The organism is Nocardia sp. NPDC055050, from assembly GCF_053608345.1.
The window spans coordinates 79,635-97,206 of record NZ_JBSGVG010000010.1 but is presented as its reverse complement, the minus strand read 5'-3'; the positions used below and the strand labels follow the sequence as shown (position 1 = coordinate 97,206).

Here is a 17,572-nt window from a genome sequence, read left to right as displayed (position 1 = left end):
GTGCGCCGCTGCGATCAGATCGCCATCGCCGCGCGGACCGCGGATTCCGCACCTGCCCCGCCTGCCCCGGTCGAGCCGAGATGCCCCGAGTGCAGCACGTAGTACTGTTGCGCGGCTTGCAGTGCGAAGCCGATGTGCTGCTCCACCAGCAGCACGCTCAAACCGCCGCGCTGCGTCAATTCGATGATGGTGCGCTCGATTTCGGCGACCACCGACGGCTGGATGCCCTCGGTGGGTTCGTCGAGGATGAGCAGCTTCGGCTCGGTGATCAGTGCCCGGGCGATGGCCAGCTGCTGACGCTGCCCGCCCGAGAGCAGGCCCGCCTTGCGGGTGAGCAGGTCCTTCAGCGCGGGGAACAGATCGAGGGATTCGTCGATCAGCGCCTTGCCGCGTTTGCGCCCGTCCGCGACCACCTGCAGGTTCTCGGCGGTGGTCAGCTGCCCGAAGCTCTGCTGGCCCTGCGGCACATAACCGATGCCGCGCTTGACCCGTTGCGAGGGCGAGAGTTTCGTGATCTTCTCGCCGTCGAAGGTGATGGTGCCCGATTTGGTGGGCAGCAGCCCCACCGCCGCGCGCAGCAGCGTGGTCTTGCCCGCGCCGTTGTGGCCCATGATCGCGACGACGCTGTCGTCGGGCACGGTCATGCTGACACCGTGGATGACCTCGGTGCGCCCGTATCCGGAACGGATGTCGTGTAGTTCAAGCATCGGCCGACTCCTTGTCTGTCGCAACCAGAGTCGCGGTGCCCAGATAGACCTCTTGCACCTTCGGATCGGCCTGCACCTGTTCGACGCTGCCCTCGCTGAGGACCTTGCCGCCCGCGAGCACGGTGACCGAGGTGGCGAAGGACCGCATGAAGTCCATGTCGTGCTCGACGACGATCACCACGCGATCACTGCCGATGCGGCGCAACAGGTTTCCGGTCTCCTCGCGCTCCTCGGCGCTCATGCCCGCGACCGGCTCGTCGAGCAGCAGCACCGACGCGTTCTGCACCAGCAGCATGCCGATCTCGAGCCACTGCTTCTGTCCGTGCGCGAGCACCCCGGCGGGCTTGTCCCGCAGTGCGGTGAGACCCGTTGTCTCCAGTGCCTGTTCGATGCTCGGCAGCACCGACTTGCGCATGCGCAGCAGCGACAGGGCCGAACGCCCGGCACCCGCCGCGATATCCAGGTTCTGCAACACGGTGAGTTGCTCGAACACACTGGCCGTCTGGAAGGTGCGCCCGATGCCGAGGCGCGCGATCTGGTGCACCTTCTTGCCGAGGAGTTCGGTGCCCGACTTCTGCGCCGAACCGGTCGCCGGGACGAGGCCGGTGATGGCATCGATCAGCGTGGTCTTGCCCGCGCCGTTCGGTCCGATCAGGAACCGCAGGTCGCCTTGCAACACCGTGAGGTCGACATCGGTGACGGCTTTGAAGCCGTCGAAACTGACAGTGAGACCGCGGATTTCGAGGTAGTCGCTGTCCATGCCCGCGTTGCCGCCGGCTTTGGGTTCGAGTGTCATCGCGCTTGCACCTTCTCCTCGGTGACGACGGCGGCGGGTTCTTCCGGTGCGGGTGGCAGCTTCTTGCGGCTGTCGAGCCAGCCCTTGAACATCGGCCACAGCCCGGCCAGACCGGCGGGGATGAACCCGACGACCACGATGAACAGGATGCCCTGCATGTAGGTCCAGCCCGACGGGAACGACTCCGACAGCGAGGTCTGCGCCCAGGCGACGCCGATCGCACCGAGGATCGGTCCGAGCAGGGTGGTGCGGCCACCGATGGCGACACCGATCAGGAAGGCGATCGACGGGATGACGCCGATGTCGGCGGGAGAGATGATGCCGACGATCGGAGTGAACAGCGCACCGGCGATACCGGCGAGGAACGCCGCCACCACATAGGCGACGATCTTGATATTGGCCGGGTCGTAGCCGAGGAAACGCACGCGCTCCTCGGCATCGCGCACCGCCACCAGCAGTTCGCCGTAGCGGCTGCGGTTGAGCTGGCGGATCAGCGCCACCACCACCAGCAGCGTGCCCGACGCGATGAAGAACAGCATCTGCCGGTTGGCCGGGTCCGACAGCCGGAACCCGAAGAAGGAACGGAAGTCCGACAGTCCGGTGAAGCCGCCGATGGCCTGCTGTCCGGTGAGCAGGATCGCCAGCGCCGCGGCCAGTGCCTGGCTCAGGATGGCGAAGTAGGCGCCGCGCACCCGGCGCTTGAACACGCCGTACCCGAGCACCGCCGCGACCAGCGCGGGCAGCACCAGGATGCCGAGAATCGCCACCGGCGCGGAACTGAACGGCTGCCAGAATCCCGGCAGTTCGCTGATGCCGGAGATCTCCATGAATTCCGGGACGTCGTTGCCGAGGCGGGCGGCGTCGGCGAGCTGCATGTGCATGGCCATGATGTAGGCGCCGATGCCGAAGAACACGCCCTGGCCGAGGGTGAGCATTCCGCCACGGCCCCAAGCCAATCCGATGCCGGCGGCCACGATGGCGAAGCAGAGGAACTTGGCCAGAAGGTTCAGGCGGAAATCGCTCAGAACCGCAGGGGCGACGGCGAACAGCAGGATCGCCGCGACGCCGAAGCCGAGTAGTGGTGTGAGCCGCGGGTATTCGCGGAGACGTTCGGTGAGTGCGGTCATGCCAGGCTCCTCGTCCGCACGGTGAACAGGCCCTGCGGGCGGACCTGCAGGAAGATGACGATCAGCACGAACACGATCACCTTCGCGATGGACGCGGTGGTGGAGTATTCGATGAACGAGTTGAGCAGCCCGAGCGCGAACGCCGCGATCACTGTGCCCTTGATCTGGCCGAGGCCGCCGATCACGACCACCAGGAACGCGTCGATCAGATAGCTCTGGCCGATGGTGGGGCTCGTCGAACCGATCAGGGTGAGTGCCACACCGGCGACGCCGGCCAGTCCGGAACCGATGAAGAACGTGCTGATATCGGTGAATCTGCTGGAGATGCCGCTGGTTTCGGCCAGTCCACGGTTCTGCACGACGGCGCGAATCCGCCGACCCATCGGGGTGGTCTTGAGCACGGCGGCCAGGGTGGTCACCGCGACGATCGCCAGCACCAGGATGAAGATGCGGGTCTTCGGCACGACCGCGCCCGCGATGGTGATACCGCCACTGAGCCATTCGGGCACCAGCACGTTCTTGGCGGGGGCGCCGAAGATGTCACGCGCGGCCTGCTGGAGCACCAGTCCGACACCGAAGGTGACGAGCAGGGTGTCCAGCGGTCGGTCGTACATGTAGCGGATCAGGCCCATCTCCAGGGCGGCACCGAGCAGGCCGCCGATGAGGAAGCCCATCAGCAGGGACACGACCAGCGACACTCCGGCCGACGAGAAGACTTGCTGCACTACATAAGTGGTGTAGCAACCGGCCATGATGAATTCGCCGTGCGCCATATTGATGACGCCCATCTGACCGAACGTCAGGGAAAGGCCGAGCGCGGCGAGCAGAAGAATGGATCCCAGACTCAGCCCGGTGAAGAGCTGACTGATCAGCACGTCCATTGCAGTGGACTCCTTGGAGATGGGGCGATGTGGGACGCGCGCACTGCGCGTCCCACATCTGTCGGGCTGTTTACTTGAGGCCCTTGGCCCATTCGTAGGACTTCAGGTACGGGTCCGGGGTGATGGCCTTGCCGGAATCCCAGACGGTGTAGATCAGGCCGTCGGGGCGGATCTCGCCGATCCGGGCGGTCTTGGTGATGTGGTGGTTGGAGCCGTCGATGGTGACGGTGCCCTCGGGGGCGTCGAAGCTCACGCCGTCGGCCGCGGCCTGAATGTCGGCCACGGCGAACGACTTCGCCTTCTCGACGGTGTTCTTCCACAGGTACACCGAGGCGTAGGCGGCTTCCATCGGGTCCGAGGTGGGCTTGTCGGCGCCGAAGGCCGCCTTGTAGTCGGCGACGAACTTCTTGTTCGCCGGGGAGTCGACTGTCTGGTAGTAGTTCCAGGCGGTGAGCTGGCCCGCGATGTTCTGCGCGCCGATGCCCGCGACCTCTTCCTCGGCGATCGATACCGAAACCACCGGCATCTCAGCGGCTTTCAGGCCCGCGTTGGTGTACTCGCGGAAGAAGGCGACGTTGGAGTCACCGTTGAGGGTGTTGAACACCGCGCCCGCCTTGGCGGCGCGCACCTTGTTGACGATGGTGGAGAAGTCGGTGGAGCCGAGCGGGGTGTAGTCCTCGCCCTTGATCTCGATCCCGTTGGCCGCGGCGTAGGCCTTGATCTCGCGGTTGGCGGTCTGCGGGAAGACGTAGTCGGAGCCGACCAGGTAGAGGGACTTGATGCCCTTCTGCTTCAGGTAGTCCAGCGCGGGAATGATCTGCTGGTTGGTGGTGGCGCCGGTGTAGAAGATGTTCTTGGAATCTTCCAGACCCTCGTACTGCACGGGGTAGTAGAGCAGCGAGTTCAGGCTCTCGAACTTGGGCTTCATGGCCTTGCGGCTCGACGAGGTCCAGCCGCCGAACACCGAAGCGACACAGTCGGAGCTGATCAGCTTCTCCGCCTTCTCGGCGAAGGTCTTGGGGTCCGAGGCGCCGTCTTCGAGGACGATCTCGATTTTCTTGCCGAGGACGCCGCCCGCCGCGTTGATCTGGTCGATCGCCAGCTTGGTCGAATTGGCCACGGTGACTTCGGAAATGGCCATCGTGCCCGACAGCGAGTGCAGCGAGCCCACCTTGATGGTGTCCTTGCTGGTGTCGACGCAGGAGGCTGCGGTCGAGCCGGTCGACGCGTCGTCGCGCGCACCACAGCCGGTGAGCAGCAGGCCGGCGACGGCCACCGCGGCAGGCACGACAAGTGCCTTGACCAAACGGGATTCAGACATGGGGCGGTTCTCCTCATCAGGTGTAACGGCGGCGCCACACGCGCCACAACGAATACCGCCGCTGTCTGCCCCGGAGACTGGATGTACACCGAGTTGTATACAGAAGCTGTATTCGTGATTCGAGACAGTAGATGGAACTTGTTGCACCCGAATGTCTCTCGGTCACGTGCCCGTTTCGTCTGTTTCGTCCGTGTGAATTGTTCGTCGGCGACAGCTGGAGAAGGGTCGCCTTGCCTACGGTTGCGTAGGGGCGCGCAGGTGCGGCACGCTTCGATTTGTACAACGTCGAGCCGTCGAGCCACACGGCAATCGGCCGTGTGCGGTCAGTCGAGGAGGGCCCAATGGGGCACTACAAGGCGAACGTGCGTGACATCGAGTTCAATCTGTTCGAGGTCCTGAACCTGGACAAGGTTCTGGACACCGGCGCCTACGGCGACCTGGACTCCGATACGGTGCGCCAGCTCCTCGACGAGGTGAAACACCTGGCCGAGGGGCCGATCGCGGACTCGTTCGCCGAGGCCGACCGGCACCCGGTGGTCTTCCACCCCGATACCCACGACATCACCGTGCCCGATCCGCTGCGCAAGACGGTGGACGTGGTGCACGAAGCGGGCTGGTACCGCCTGGCCATGCCGGCGGGTATGGACGGCACCGCCGCCCCGAACGCGCTGATGTGGGCGATCAACGAGCTCATCATCTGTGCCAATCCGGCGGCCAGCTTCTTCAACATGGGCCCGATGATGGGCTCGGTGCTCTACGAGATCGGCAACGACGAACAGAAGCGCTGGGCACAGGGCGGGTTCGAGCGCGGGTGGCAGGCGACCATGGTGCTCACCGAGCCGGATGCCGGATCCGATGTCGGCGCCGGTCGCACCAGGGCCGTGCCGCAGCCCGACGGGTCATGGCACATCGACGGGGTGAAACGGTTCATTTCCGGCGGTGACGTGGGGGATACGGCCGAGAACATCTTCCACCTGGTGCTCGCCCGGCCGGAGGGTGCAGGCCCCGGCACCAAGGGACTTTCGCTGTTCTACGTGCCGAAGTTCCTCTTCGATCCGCAGACGCTGGAACCGGGCGACCGCAACGGTGTGTACGTGACCGGGGTCGAGCACAAGATGGGGATCAAGTCCTCGCCGACCTGCGAGGTGACCTTCGGTGGCACCGCGGTGCCCGCCAAGGGCTGGCTGGTCGGCGATGTGCACAACGGCATCGCCCAGATGTTCAAGGTGATCGAGAACGCGCGGATGACGGTCGGTGTGAAGTCGTCCGGGACATTGTCGACCGGGTATCTGAACGCGCTCGAGTACGCCAAGACGCGGGTGCAGGGCGCGGATCTGACGCAGGTCGCCGACAAGGCGGCGCCGCGCGTCACCATCACCCATCACCCCGATGTGCGCCGGTCGCTGGCCATGCAGAAGGCCTACGCGGAGGGGTTGCGAGCGGTGTATCTGTATACCGCCGCGCATCAGAACGCGGATGTGGCGCAGCTGGTGTCCGGTGCCGATCCGGAGACCGCGCACCGCGTGAACGATCTGCTGCTGCCGATCGTCAAGGGCGTGGGATCCGAGCGCGCGTACCAGCTGCTCGCCGAGTCGCTGCAGACTTTCGGCGGCTCCGGCTATCTGCAGGACTATCCGATCGAGCAGTACATCCGTGACGCCAAGATCGACTCGCTCTACGAGGGCACCACGGCGATCCAGGCCCAGGACTTCTTCTTCCGCAAGATCATTCGCGATCGTGGCGTCGCCCTATCCCACGTGAACGCGCAGATCGGCGTCTACCTGGACAATGACACCGGCCGTTTCGCCACCGAGCGCGCCCTGCTGCGCACCGCCCAGGCCGACGTCGGCGCGATGGCCGCCACCCTTACCGGCTACGCCATGGCGGGCCGGAGCGAGCCCACCGAGCTCTACAAGGTGGGCCTCGGCTCGGTTCGCTTCCTGATGGCGGTCGGCGATCTCCTCATCGCCTGGCGCCTGCTGGTCCAGGCCGACATCGCCGCCGCCGCCCTGGCCTCCGACGCCGCACCGCGGGACCGCCCCTACTACCAGGGCAAAGTCGCTGCGGCGAGTTTCTTCGCCAAGAATGTCCTCCCCGAACTCACCGCTACCAAGAACATCCTCGCCGCCATCGACAACGACATCATGGCGGTCCCGGAGGAAGCCTTCTGAGCAGCTATTTGATGAGGTAGGGCGAGACCGAGCTGCGGTGTTCGCTGATGTCGAGGGCCTTGCCCAGCGGCGGGAAGGCGCGCTGGGGGCAGTTGGAGCGCACGCACACTCGGCAGCCCGCGCCGATGGGGGTGGCGTTGGCTTCGCCCAGGTCGATGCCGTCGGCGTAGACGACGCGGCCCGCGTGGCGCAGCTCGCAGCCGAGGCCGATCGCGAAGGTCTTGCCGGGTTGGCCGTAGCGGGTGGCGCGGCGTTCCACGGTGCGCGCGATCCAGAGGTATTTGCGGCCGTCGGGCATCTGGGCGATCTGGGTCATGATCTTGCCGGGGTAGGCGAAGGTCTCGTAGACGTTCCAGAGCGGGCAGGTACCGCCGCTGGCCGAGAAGTGGAAACCCGTGGCGGACTGGCGCTTCGACATATTGCCCGCGCGGTCGACGCGTACGAAGGAGAACGGGACGCCGCGCAGGGTCGGCCGTTGCAGGGTGGACAGGCGGTGGCAGATGGTTTCGAAACTCTGCGAGAAATGCGCCGACAGGCGTTCGATGTCGTAGCGGAAATTCTCGGCTACTTCGTGAAAGTGCGTGTAGGGCAAGACCATCGCGGCCGCGAAGTAGTTCGCCAGGCCGAGCATCGCGAGTTTGTGCGAGGCATCGGAGGCGAAATTGCCCTCGTCGACCAGTTTTTCGAGGAGCGGGCCGCATTCCAGGTAGGCGAGTTCGGCGGCGAGTTTGAAAGTGCGCTGCCCACCGGACAGGTGTGGGGAGATCTCGAGCTGTTTGGTCTCGGGGTCGAAATGGTGCAGTACGCCCTCGCCGAGGTCGATGCGCTCGCTGATCCGCACGCCGTGCGCACGCAGCAGGCGCACGATCTCGGTGCTCACCTCACCACCGTGGAACCGGATGCGCGCGGTGAGATCCTCTGCGGCGGTATCCAATTCGTGGATGTAGTTCTGGCGCTGATAGAAGTAGTCGCGCACTTCCTCGTGCGGCTTGCTGATCGCGGCGCTGCCGGAACCGTCGGCGAACCGGTCCTCGGTGGCGGCGGCCAGCTGCGCGCTGGTGTTGCGGTAGCGGTTGTGCAGGGCCACCAGGGCGCGCGCCATCGACGGATGGGCGGAGACCATGTCGGCGATCTGCTGGGTGTCGGCCTCGATGCCGAGCTCGGCGTCCATCACCACTTCGGACAGCTCGGCGATGAGCCGGGTGTCGTCCTGGGCGGAGAAGAAGGTCGGGTCGACGCCGAAGACCTCGTTGATGCGCGTGAGCACCGGCACGGTGAGCGGTCGCACGTCGTGTTCGATCTGGTTCAGATAGCTGGCCGAGATCTCCAGTTTCTGCGCGAGCGAGACCTGGCTCAGCCCACGTTCGGTCCGCAGCTGGCGCAGCCGCGCTCCGACATAGGTCTTGGCCATATGTCCAGTTTAGGGGCGGTTTCGCAGGCTTGCCAATGGATTCTTAACAACGGGGCTCGAGCTCTGTGTCACACCCTCGCGATACTGTCGTTGGGTGCTGTTCAGCGATGTCGTCACGGCCTCCGCCGCCGTGCGGGCGACCCGGTCGCGCAAGGCGAAAACCGCCGCGCTGGCCGAGCTCTTCGGCGCCGCGGACCCGTCCGAGATCGGGACCGTGGTGGCATGGTTGTCCGGCGAGCTGGTGCAGGGCCGGATCGGGGCCGGGTGGCGCACGGTGGCCGGGCTCGAGACCCCGCCGAGTGGCGACGCGAGCCTCACCGTCGGTGCGGTGGACGACATCTTCTCCCAGCTCACCGGCCTGAACGGCAAGGGCTCGACCAACCGGCGCCGCGAATTGCTGACCGCGCTCTTCACCGCCGCGACCGAGGAGGAGCAGTCCTTCCTGGTCCGCCTGCTCACCGGCGAACTCCGGCAGGGCGCGCTCACCGCGATCGTGGTCGAGGCGCTCGCACAGTCCACCGGCATCCCCGTCGACGTGGTGCGCCGAGCCCATATGCTCTCGGGCCGGCTGCCCGTCACCGCGATCGCCGCGCTCGCCGGGGGCGAGCAAGCCCTGGCCGCGTTCCGCCTCGAAGTAGGACGCCCGGTAGCGCCGATGCTCGCCGCACCCGGCGGTTCGCTGGACGAGGCCCTCGCCGAGTTGGGCTCCGGCATCAGTGTCGAACACAAGCTCGACGGCGCCCGCATCCAGGTGCACCGCGACGGCGACCAGGTCTGGGTCTTCACCAGAACCCTGCGCGACATCACCGCGGGCGTCCCCGAACTCGTCGAGCTGGTCAAGACCCTCGACTGCGCCACCGTGGTCCTGGACGGCGAAACCCTCGCCCTGACCGACGCGGGCCGCCCGCGCCCGTTCCAGGAGACGATGAGCAGGTTCGCGACCGTCGGCGATCCACGCCGGTTGCACCCCTATTTCTTCGACTGCCTGCACCTGGACGGCATCGATCTGATCGACGAACCACTGCGCATCCGGCGCACCGCGCTGGAGCGGGTCGCGGGCGATCACAGCATTCCCGCGCTCATCGCGCCGACCCCAGAGGCCGCCGCCGACTACTACGACGACGCACTGGCGGTCGGCAACGAGGGCGTGATGGTCAAGGCGCTGGATGCCCCGTACGCCGCGGGCAGGCGCGGCAAAGCCTGGCAGAAGATCAAACCCGCGCACACCCTCGACCTACTGGTGATCGGCGCCGAATGGGGTTACGGCCGCCGCACCGGGTTCCTGTCCAACCTGCATCTGGCGGCCCGCGACCCGGAGACCGGTGAGCCGGTGATGGTCGGCAAGACGTTCAAGGGCCTCACCGACGAACTGCTGCGCTGGCAGACCGAGGAATTCCCGCGCCACGAAACCCACCGCGACGGTCAGGCCGTGTACCTGCGTTCCGAACTCGTCGTCGAGATCGCGCAGGACGGCGTCCAGACCAGTACCCGATATCCGGGCGGAGTCGCGCTGCGCTTCGCCAGGGTGGTGCGGTACCGGCCGGACAAGGAACCGGCGGAGGCCGACACCATCGAGGCGGTGCGCGCGCTCGGCGTGGCCGCCGGCTGAGCTCAGCCGCTGGTCGTGCGACTTACCCGCAACAGTTTGGCAATCCGGCGGCAGCATACGACACACTGTTCCGGTGAGCGCCGAACTAATGGTCCTGTTGATCGTCATCGTCACAGCTCTCGCGTTCGACTTCACCAACGGATTCCACGACACGGCCAACGCCATGGCGACCTCGATCGCCACCGGTGCGCTGAAGCCGAAGACGGCAGTCGCGCTCTCGGGCGTGCTGAACCTGATCGGTGCGTTTCTGTCGGTATCGGTCGCGGCGACGGTGGCGAAGGGGATCGTCCAATTGGACGATGTGGGCGGGCAGGACCTGCTGGTCATCGTCTTCGCCGGCCTGGTCGGCGGCATTCTGTGGAACCTGTTGACCTGGCTGCTCGGCCTGCCGTCGAGTTCCTCGCACGCCCTGTTCGGCGGCCTGATCGGGTCGACGATCGCCGCGCTGGGCTGGAACGGGGTGATCTGGGCGTCGGGGTCGGACGGGGTGCTGATCAAGATCGTGCTGCCCGCGCTGCTCGCGCCGGTGATCGCGGCCATCGTGGCGGCCATCGGCACGTTCCTGGTGTACCGGATCACCCACGGCGTCGACCGGGAGAAAACCGAAGAGGGCTTCCGCTGGGGCCAGATCGGTTCGGCCTCCCTGGTCTCGCTGGCGCACGGCACCAACGACGCGCAGAAGACGATGGGCATCATCTTCCTCGCGCTGGTCGCCTACGGCTCGCTGGGCAAAGACGACCACATGCCGCTGTGGGTGATGGCCGCCTGCGCCGTCGCGATCGCCCTCGGCACCTATCTCGGCGGCTGGCGGATCATCAGGACCCTCGGCAAGGGCCTGGTCGAGATCGAGTCGCCGCAGGGCTTGGCCGCCGAGTCGACCTCGGCGGCGATCATTCTCACCTCGGCGCACTTCGGTCTGCCGCTGTCGACCACGCAGACCGCGACCGGTGCGATCCTCGGTACCGGCATCGGCAAGGGCGCCGAGGTGCGCTGGCGGGTGATGGGCCGGATGGCCGTGGCCTGGCTGCTGACCCTGCCGATGGCGGGCATCGTCGGCGCGATCTGCTGGGCGATCGCCAACGTCATCGGTGGACTGCCCGGCGTGCTCGTGGTGTTCGGCCTCCTGATCGCCGGGGCGCTCGGAATCTATCTCCGGTCGCGCCGTGACCCGGTCGGCACTCACAATGTGAACGAATGGCCCGATGGCCATCAGCCACCCACCTCGGCACAGGCGCCGATCGACCAGAACCATGCCGGGTAGAGGGGAGCGATCATGCACACCGTGATCACCAATCTGAGTTCACTGTGGGAAGTGGTGCTCGCCGCGCTGATCTTCGGCGCGGGTGTGCCCGCGGTCTTCGCCTTCGCGGTGCGGTGGTGGGGCAATGCCGAGACCGTCGACGCCGAGGGCCGAGTCCGGCGCAACTATCCGGCGCTGGCGGGCGCGGTGACCTGTCTGGTCCTCATCGTCGTCGTGGTGATCACCGGAATCCTGTTCACCGCCAAGGCGTTCATCGCCCACCAGTTCGGCATCCACCTGTTCGGCCAATCATGAGTGAGGAAGCCATGACCGATCCGAACCCCACCCCCGCGACCCCGCCGGTCCGTGGCAACCTGCTCTCGCGGGTGCTCGGGTGGCTGCGCGCGGGCTATCCACAGGGCATTCCCCAGTCCGACTATGTCGCCTTGTTCGCCGTGCTGCACCGCCACCTCACCGACTACGAGGTGACGGTGATCGGGGAGAAACTGGTGGAGGCGAATCCGAATCGGGAATCGATCAGCGAGGCCGAAATCGCGGCCGCCATCGCCGATTTCGCGAAGCAGCAGCCCGCGCCCGACGACGTCTCGCGGGTGGCTTCGCATCTGGCCGCCGGTGGCTGGCCGTTGGCCGAACCGCTCGACGACGGCGAACCCACTACCGAACAGAATTGATCATCGCCAGTTCGACAATTCCGATACGCCAGCGGAATTCGCTCGCGGCGACAATGGCGAATCGCCCGGCTGTCCGGCGATCGCGCGCTAGCATGCATCCGTGGTTCGGCGTGCGGATGTAACCGATAGTGGTCGTAGTTACGGTGGATTGTCGCGCCAGCAGCGAGTCGCGCTACGCCGCAACAGGTTGACCGACGCGGCGCTGGAACTATTCGGTACCCAGGGATATTCGTCGACCTCGATCGAGCGGCTGTGTTCGACCGCGAATGTGTCGACCCGCAGTTTCTACGAAGACATCGGTAGCCGTGAGGCATTACTGATCGCACTCGTCGACCGGTTGAACGCGGCCGCGTTACGGCGCCTCGACGAGGCATTGGAGCACACCAGCGAACAGCCGCTGGTGGTCCGCGTGGTGGAGAGTTTCCGCGCGTTCCTCGCGGTGACCTGCCGTGATCGCCGGGCGGCGCGGGTGTTCTATGTCGAGGTCGTCGGGGTGAGTCCGGTGGTGGAGGAATGGCGGCGCGCGCAGCGGCGGTCGATTTCGGCACTGCTCACCCGGGAAGCGCAGCGTGCCGCCGAACGGGGCGAAGCGGAATCGCGCAGCCTGCACCTGTTCGGCCTCGCGGTAATCGGCGCCGTGAATTCCCTCGCCCAGGAGATGGTGCACGCCACCGTTCCCGGCGACGCGATCTCGGTCGACGAGATCTGCGAGGAGATCGCCTATTTCATCCGCTCCGGGCTCACGGTGCGCACCGCGGTCGCGCCCACCACGTAGCTGCCGGCAACGCAGAAACGGGAGGCATCCGAATCCGGATGCCTCCCGCTTTCAGTGGGAAATCAGATACCCATGCCCTGTGCGAGCAGCGGCCACGACTCGTGCAGCGCCTGCTCCCAGTACGGCCAGTAGTGGGTGCCCATCGGGGTGAACTGGTAGGTCGCCGGGATACCCAGCGAGTCCAGCTTGGTCTTCAGGTTCTGGCTGCAAGCGTTGGTCGCCGCTTCGATGCCGATACCGAGACCGAGGTTGATCACGCCCATCGGGCCGGGCGAACCGTTGAGGTAGTAGGCCACGTCGGCGTTGGTCGGCATGCCGCTACCGCTGGAGATGTAGAGGTTGGTGCCGCGCAGCTTCTCCGCGTTGATGACCGGGTCGTTCTCGACCCAGGCGGGATCGTTGTCCGGGCCGTACATGTTCGCGGTCTTGCCACCGGCCCAGGTCTCCACGGAGAACTTGACGGCCTGCTTGCCCATCGGGTCGGCGATCTGCGCGCAGCCACTGTAGGCGGCGACGGACTTGAACAGACCCGGGTTGGCCTCGGCCAGCTGCAGCACCGAGGTGCCGGAGGTGGACAGGCCGGCCAGCGAGTTCAGGCCGGTGGAGTTCAGTGCGCCGTCGAGCAGCGGCGGGAGCTCCTGGGTGAAGAAGGTGCTCCACTTGTTCAGGCCCAGCTTCGGGTCTTCGGCTTTCCAGTCGGTGTAGTAGCTGCCGCGGCCACCGATCGGCTGGATCACATTGACCTGCTTGTCGGCCAGGAAGCTGAGCGCCTGGGTCTGCGCAGCCCAGCTGGCGGTGCCCTCACCGCCGTCGAGGCCGTTGAGCATGTAGAAGTTGGGGGCCGGCTTGGACTCGTCGACGGGACGCTGCACGTCGATCGTGATGTCCTTCTTCATCGCCGCCGAGTACACCTTCAGATGCCACACGCGTCCGTCTTTGACGATGGACGACACGGCTGAGGGCTTCTCGGGTTCGGCGGTCGCGGCGCCACCGGCGACAACGGCCACCGACAATGCGGCGGTCAGAGCCACGGCGGTGGTGCGCAGCGCGGCCACGGTACGTAGTGCAGAGAGCTTCATCGAACAGTCGGTTCCAGTCCACGGGCCCTGTCGGGCACGTCATCGCAGTGCTTCCCCCGGTCGCCGAGAGCATATGCGCTCGACGCCTGCAGGGCTGTCAGATCCTCCGACACTCTATGTCCTCTCACAGGACCGAATCGTTACCGGTTCACTTTTATGGTGACCTCGAGCACGGTTTACGGGGGCGCAATCTGGGCTGTGATTCGGAAATGCCGCCGCAACCAGGCGCTCTTATGGTGACGAGCATGGGTAAGGAAATCCCCGGTAGCGCGACCACCGGGATCGAGATCAGTGGGTTGAGCAAGACCTTCACAGTGGGCCGCAACACTGTCGACGCGCTGGACTCGGTCGATTTGCGGACTTCTCACGGCGCATTCCTGTCATTGCTCGGGCCCTCGGGCTGCGGCAAATCGACGGTGTTGCGGATTCTGGCCGGCCTGGACGAGCCGAGTGCCGGCACCGCACGGATCAACGGTATGTCCCCGGAACAATTGCGCGGTGGCGCCGAGCTCGGTATCGCGTTCCAGGATTCGGCGTTGCTGCCGTGGCGCAGTGTGGAATCGAACATCCGGCTGCCGTTGCAGGTGGCCGGGCTGCCCGCCGAACCGGACCGGATCGCCGAACTGATCGCACTGGTCGGGCTGGACGGGTTCGAGAAGGCCAAGCCCGCGCAGTTGTCCGGCGGTATGCGCCAACGGGTTTCGATCGCGCGAGCGCTGGTCGTGCAGCCGTCGGTGCTGCTGCTCGACGAACCGTTCGGCGCGCTCGACGACATGACCCGGCAGCGCTTGAACCTGGAACTGCTGCGCATCTGGACCGAGAAGCCCGCGACCACACTGATGGTCACCCACGGCATCGGCGAGGCGGTGTTCCTGTCCGACGTGGTGGCGGTGATGAGTCCGCGACCGGGCCGGGTGCTGGAACTGGTCGAGATCGACCTGCCGCGTCCGCGCACACCCGAGATGATGCGCACACCCGAATTCCACAAGCTCTGTGACTACCTGTCGGAGCTACTCTTCGGGCGGGGTGGGGTGGCATGAGTGTGGCGACAGCCCGGCGGATCCCGGCCGACCTGGGCCGGGTGGCCGGGGCACTGGGTGTGGTGGTGCTGATCGCCCTGTGGTGGGCGCTGGCCGCCGCCGGAACCGCGGGCGGGACGATTCCCTCACCGGGGCGGGTCCTTTCGACCATGTGGTCGGACGGGTGGGGCCTCTACGGGCCCAACTTCCAGGTCACCGCGATCGGGGCGTTGCAGGGCTTCCTCTGGGGCAACGTTCTCGCGATCGGGGTCGCGGCGCTGATCATGCTGGTGCCGCGGATCGAACCCCTCGCGACCCAGCTGGCCATCCTGAGCTACTGCACGCCGCTGGTGGCGCTGGGCCCGATCATCCTGGTGGTGTTCGGCGGGCGCACGCCCACGGTGTTCCTGGCCGCGATGTACTGCTTCTTCACCACCATGGTCGGCGCGGTGAGTGGATTGCGTTCGGCCGATCCGGCGAGCCTGGATCTGGTGCGCGCCTACGGAGGTGGCCGCTGGCAGCAGCTGTATCGGGTGCAGGCCATCGCCGCGCTGCCGAATACGTTCGCCGCCTTGAAGATCGCCGCGCCGTCGGCGGTGCTCGGGGCGATCATCGGTGAGTATCTGGGTGGCGTCGACAGCGGCATCGGAGTCGCGCTCACCGCGGCCCAGACTGCCTACAACGTGCCACGCACCTGGGGCATGGCGATCGCCGCGGCCGCGCTGGCCGGGCTCGGGTACCTGCTGGTGGCGGGCGCGGCCCGCCTGATCACGCCGTGGACGACGGTGGAGGAGGGGCGATGACCACCACCGTCGCGCGCCGGATCGGCCGCTTCCTGCTGCCGCTGGCGACGTCGCTGATTCTGTTGCTCGTCATCTGGACGCTGTTTCTTCGCCTGTTCCCGCAGATCGGGCCGCGAGTGGGCAAGACGCCGTCGGATGTCTGGGCCTATCTGGTCACTTCGGCGGGTGCGCCGGCGGCGCGGCAGGCGATCGTCGACGACCTCGCGATCACCCTCGGTGACGCGGCTTCGGGGTTCGTCGTCGGGATGCTCGGCGCGATCGGCGTGGCCGCGCTGTTCGTGCTGTATTCGGCTGTGCGGCAGACGTTCATGCCGGTCGCGATGCTGTTGCGGTCGGTGCCGCTGGTCGCCCTGAGTCCGATCGTGGTGCTGATCTTCGGCCGAGGCACGGCGGGGGTGACGGTGCTGACGGCGATCGTCGTGTTCTTCCCCGCCCTGGTGATGATCATGACGGGCCTGCGCGAAGCGCCCAGGCAGGCAATGGAATTGGTGACGGCCTACGGCGGCACACGGTGGACGCGACTACGGATGGTCGCGGTGCCCGCCGCGCTGCCGTCGGTGTTCGCCGCGGCCAGGGTCTCGGTGCCCGGCGCGTTGATCGGCGCCCTGCTGGGTGAATGGCTCGGCAGTGGAACAGGATTGGGCGCGAGCCTGGTACGGGCCATCCCGATGTTCCAGTACAACCGGCTGTGGGCGTCGATCGTGGTGGTCACGGTGGTATCGGTGTTGCTGTACGCGATCGTCGGCGTGATCGAGAACGTGGTGCTCGCGCGCTTCGGCCCGAGCGCCGGAAAGTAAGGAATAGCGGCGGAACGTGGCGGCAAAGAGAACGAAACGCATCGAACCTACATTTTGCGTATGAACAGTATCGACCGTCGTTCCTTTCTCCGCTTTTCCGCATTGACCGGCGCGGCGCTCGGCGGCGCCGGGCTGCTCGCCGCCTGCGGCGGTAGTTCGGCCACTTCCTCGAACGGCTCGACCGACGACGGCTCGAAATTCGGCAAGGTCGCTGTCCAGTTGTCCTGGATCAAGAACATCGAATTCGCGGGTGAGTATTTCGCCGATTCGAAGGGCTATTTCAAGGATGCAGGATTCGGTGCGGTAGATCTCGTCGCGGGTGGCGCGGCGTCGACTTCGGTGGAAGCCGGTCTCGATACCGGCAAGATCTGGCTCGGCCTCTCCGCGCCGCAGACCACCGCGCCCGCCGTGCTGGAAGGACTACCCGCCAAGATCGTCGGCGCGACCTATCAGAAGAACCCGTTCGCGATCGTGAGTTCGGCGGGCAAGCCGATCACATCACCCATGGAGATGAAGGGCCGCAAGATCGGTGTGCAGGACACCAATCAGCTCATCTTCAGCGCCCTGCTGGCGGCCAACGGCATCAGTCCCGGCGATGTCACCGTGGTGCCCGCACAGTTCGATCCGACCCCGCTGGCCAACGGCGAGGTCGACGGCTGGGTGAGTTATGTGACCAACGAGCCGATCACCCTGGCCGCCAAGGGCTTCGCCAACGACCACTTCTTGTTCGCCGACTTCGGTCTGCCGCTGGTCGCGGAGACATTGACGGTGAGCCAGCACACCATCGACAACGAGCGCGACAAGCTCAAGGCCTTCCTGACCGCCCAGATCAAGGGCTGGAAGGACGCCGTCGCCAACCCGGCCGAGTCCGCGCGGTTGGCCGTCGAGGTCTACGGCAAGGACCTGAAACTCGACCTCGCCGAGCAGAGCAAGGAGGCCATCGCACAGAACGACCTGGTCGTCTCGGCGTCGACCAAGACTGACGGCCTGCTGACGATGTCGGACGCGCTGATCGAGCAGAACATCGCCGCGCTGCGTACCGCCAAGATCGACATCAAGGCCGGCCAGCTCTTCGACCTGTCCGTCCTGCGTGAGGTATACGCCGAGAACCCGGGCCTGAAATAAGAACCCGATCGGCGCCGCG

General features: G+C 66.3%; 17 protein-coding genes. 10 read left to right on the top strand and 7 right to left on the bottom strand.

What is annotated here, in order from left to right; genetic code table 11:
- Positions 1-14 precede the first annotated feature (14 nt).
- The 5 genes from urtE to urtA form a co-directional block, all read right to left on the bottom strand.
- Positions 15-707 (bottom strand): urea ABC transporter ATP-binding subunit UrtE, encoded by a 693-nt coding sequence (urtE, locus tag ACWGCN_RS13005; protein ID WP_056814706.1) that lies wholly within the window; start codon positions 705-707, stop codon positions 15-17.
- On the bottom strand, positions 700-1,503 hold the full coding sequence (urtD, locus tag ACWGCN_RS13000; RefSeq protein WP_387445604.1) for an urea ABC transporter ATP-binding protein UrtD: 804 nt from the start codon (positions 1,501-1,503) through the stop codon (positions 700-702). Before urtD ends, urtE begins: the two co-directional genes overlap by 8 nt.
- Positions 1,500-2,630: an urea ABC transporter permease subunit UrtC gene (urtC, locus tag ACWGCN_RS12995; RefSeq protein WP_379317347.1), complete on the bottom strand. Its 1,131-nt coding sequence runs from the start codon at positions 2,628-2,630 to the stop codon at positions 1,500-1,502. The genes urtD and urtC overlap by 4 nt, the downstream gene beginning before the upstream one ends.
- On the bottom strand, positions 2,627-3,511 hold the full coding sequence (urtB, locus tag ACWGCN_RS12990) for an urea ABC transporter permease subunit UrtB (protein WP_266293973.1): 885 nt from the start codon (positions 3,509-3,511) through the stop codon (positions 2,627-2,629). Before urtB ends, urtC begins: the two co-directional genes overlap by 4 nt.
- Before the next feature lie 70 nt (positions 3,512-3,581).
- On the bottom strand, positions 3,582-4,832 hold the full coding sequence (urtA, locus tag ACWGCN_RS12985; RefSeq protein ID WP_056814694.1) for an urea ABC transporter substrate-binding protein: 1,251 nt from the start codon (positions 4,830-4,832) through the stop codon (positions 3,582-3,584).
- 341 nt (positions 4,833-5,173) lie between these two features.
- Here urtA and ACWGCN_RS12980 point away from each other — a divergent pair, with 341 nt between their 5' ends.
- Positions 5,174-7,003 carry an acyl-CoA dehydrogenase gene (locus ACWGCN_RS12980; RefSeq protein ID WP_452457741.1) on the top strand — a complete coding sequence of 610 codons (1,830 nt, stop codon included), beginning with the start codon at positions 5,174-5,176 and terminating at the stop codon, positions 7,001-7,003.
- Positions 7,004-7,007: 4 nt separating this feature from the next.
- On the opposite strand, the gene ramB is transcribed toward ACWGCN_RS12980, so the two are convergent.
- Positions 7,008-8,414, bottom strand: a complete 1,407-nt coding sequence (gene ramB, locus ACWGCN_RS12975) for an acetate metabolism transcriptional regulator RamB (protein WP_378991138.1) — start codon at positions 8,412-8,414, stop codon at positions 7,008-7,010.
- 94 nt (positions 8,415-8,508) lie between these two features.
- Between ramB and ACWGCN_RS12970 the strand changes: the two genes are divergently transcribed.
- From ACWGCN_RS12970 to ACWGCN_RS12950, 5 genes are all read left to right on the top strand, one after another.
- On the top strand, positions 8,509-10,023 hold the full coding sequence (locus ACWGCN_RS12970; RefSeq protein ID WP_452457742.1) for an ATP-dependent DNA ligase: 1,515 nt from the start codon (positions 8,509-8,511) through the stop codon (positions 10,021-10,023).
- Between the two features lie 73 nt (positions 10,024-10,096).
- A complete protein-coding gene (locus ACWGCN_RS12965; RefSeq protein WP_378991135.1) occupies positions 10,097-11,284 on the top strand; it encodes an inorganic phosphate transporter in 1,188 nt (395 codons plus the stop codon).
- 12 nt (positions 11,285-11,296) lie between these two features.
- Positions 11,297-11,578, top strand: coding sequence for a hypothetical protein (locus tag ACWGCN_RS12960; RefSeq protein ID WP_378991133.1), 282 nt, complete (start codon positions 11,297-11,299; stop codon positions 11,576-11,578).
- 11 nt (positions 11,579-11,589) lie between these two features.
- A complete protein-coding gene (locus ACWGCN_RS12955) occupies positions 11,590-11,955 on the top strand; it encodes a DUF3349 domain-containing protein (protein WP_378633940.1) in 366 nt (121 codons plus the stop codon).
- A 148-nt stretch (positions 11,956-12,103) separates the two neighbouring features.
- Positions 12,104-12,730, top strand: a complete 627-nt coding sequence (locus ACWGCN_RS12950; RefSeq protein WP_358186529.1) for a TetR/AcrR family transcriptional regulator — start codon at positions 12,104-12,106, stop codon at positions 12,728-12,730.
- Positions 12,731-12,792: 62 nt separating this feature from the next.
- Here ACWGCN_RS12950 and ACWGCN_RS12945 read toward each other — a convergent pair whose 3' ends face one another.
- Positions 12,793-13,809, bottom strand: a complete 1,017-nt coding sequence (locus ACWGCN_RS12945; RefSeq protein ID WP_378991131.1) for an alpha/beta hydrolase — start codon at positions 13,807-13,809, stop codon at positions 12,793-12,795.
- A gap of 245 nt (positions 13,810-14,054) precedes the next feature.
- Between ACWGCN_RS12945 and ACWGCN_RS12940 the strand changes: the two genes are divergently transcribed.
- The 4 genes from ACWGCN_RS12940 to ACWGCN_RS12925 are packed head-to-tail and all read left to right on the top strand — an operon-like array spanning position 14,055 to position 17,553.
- A complete protein-coding gene (locus tag ACWGCN_RS12940) occupies positions 14,055-14,849 on the top strand; it encodes an ABC transporter ATP-binding protein (RefSeq protein WP_452457743.1) in 795 nt (264 codons plus the stop codon).
- Positions 14,846-15,631 carry an ABC transporter permease gene (locus ACWGCN_RS12935; protein ID WP_452457744.1) on the top strand — a complete coding sequence of 262 codons (786 nt, stop codon included), beginning with the start codon at positions 14,846-14,848 and terminating at the stop codon, positions 15,629-15,631. The genes ACWGCN_RS12940 and ACWGCN_RS12935 overlap by 4 nt, the downstream gene beginning before the upstream one ends.
- Positions 15,628-16,428 carry an ABC transporter permease gene (locus ACWGCN_RS12930; RefSeq protein ID WP_378991125.1) on the top strand — a complete coding sequence of 267 codons (801 nt, stop codon included), beginning with the start codon at positions 15,628-15,630 and terminating at the stop codon, positions 16,426-16,428. Before ACWGCN_RS12935 ends, ACWGCN_RS12930 begins: the two co-directional genes overlap by 4 nt.
- A gap of 60 nt (positions 16,429-16,488) precedes the next feature.
- On the top strand, positions 16,489-17,553 hold the full coding sequence (locus ACWGCN_RS12925) for an ABC transporter substrate-binding protein (protein ID WP_452457745.1): 1,065 nt from the start codon (positions 16,489-16,491) through the stop codon (positions 17,551-17,553).
- Positions 17,554-17,572: the final 19 nt, after the last annotated feature.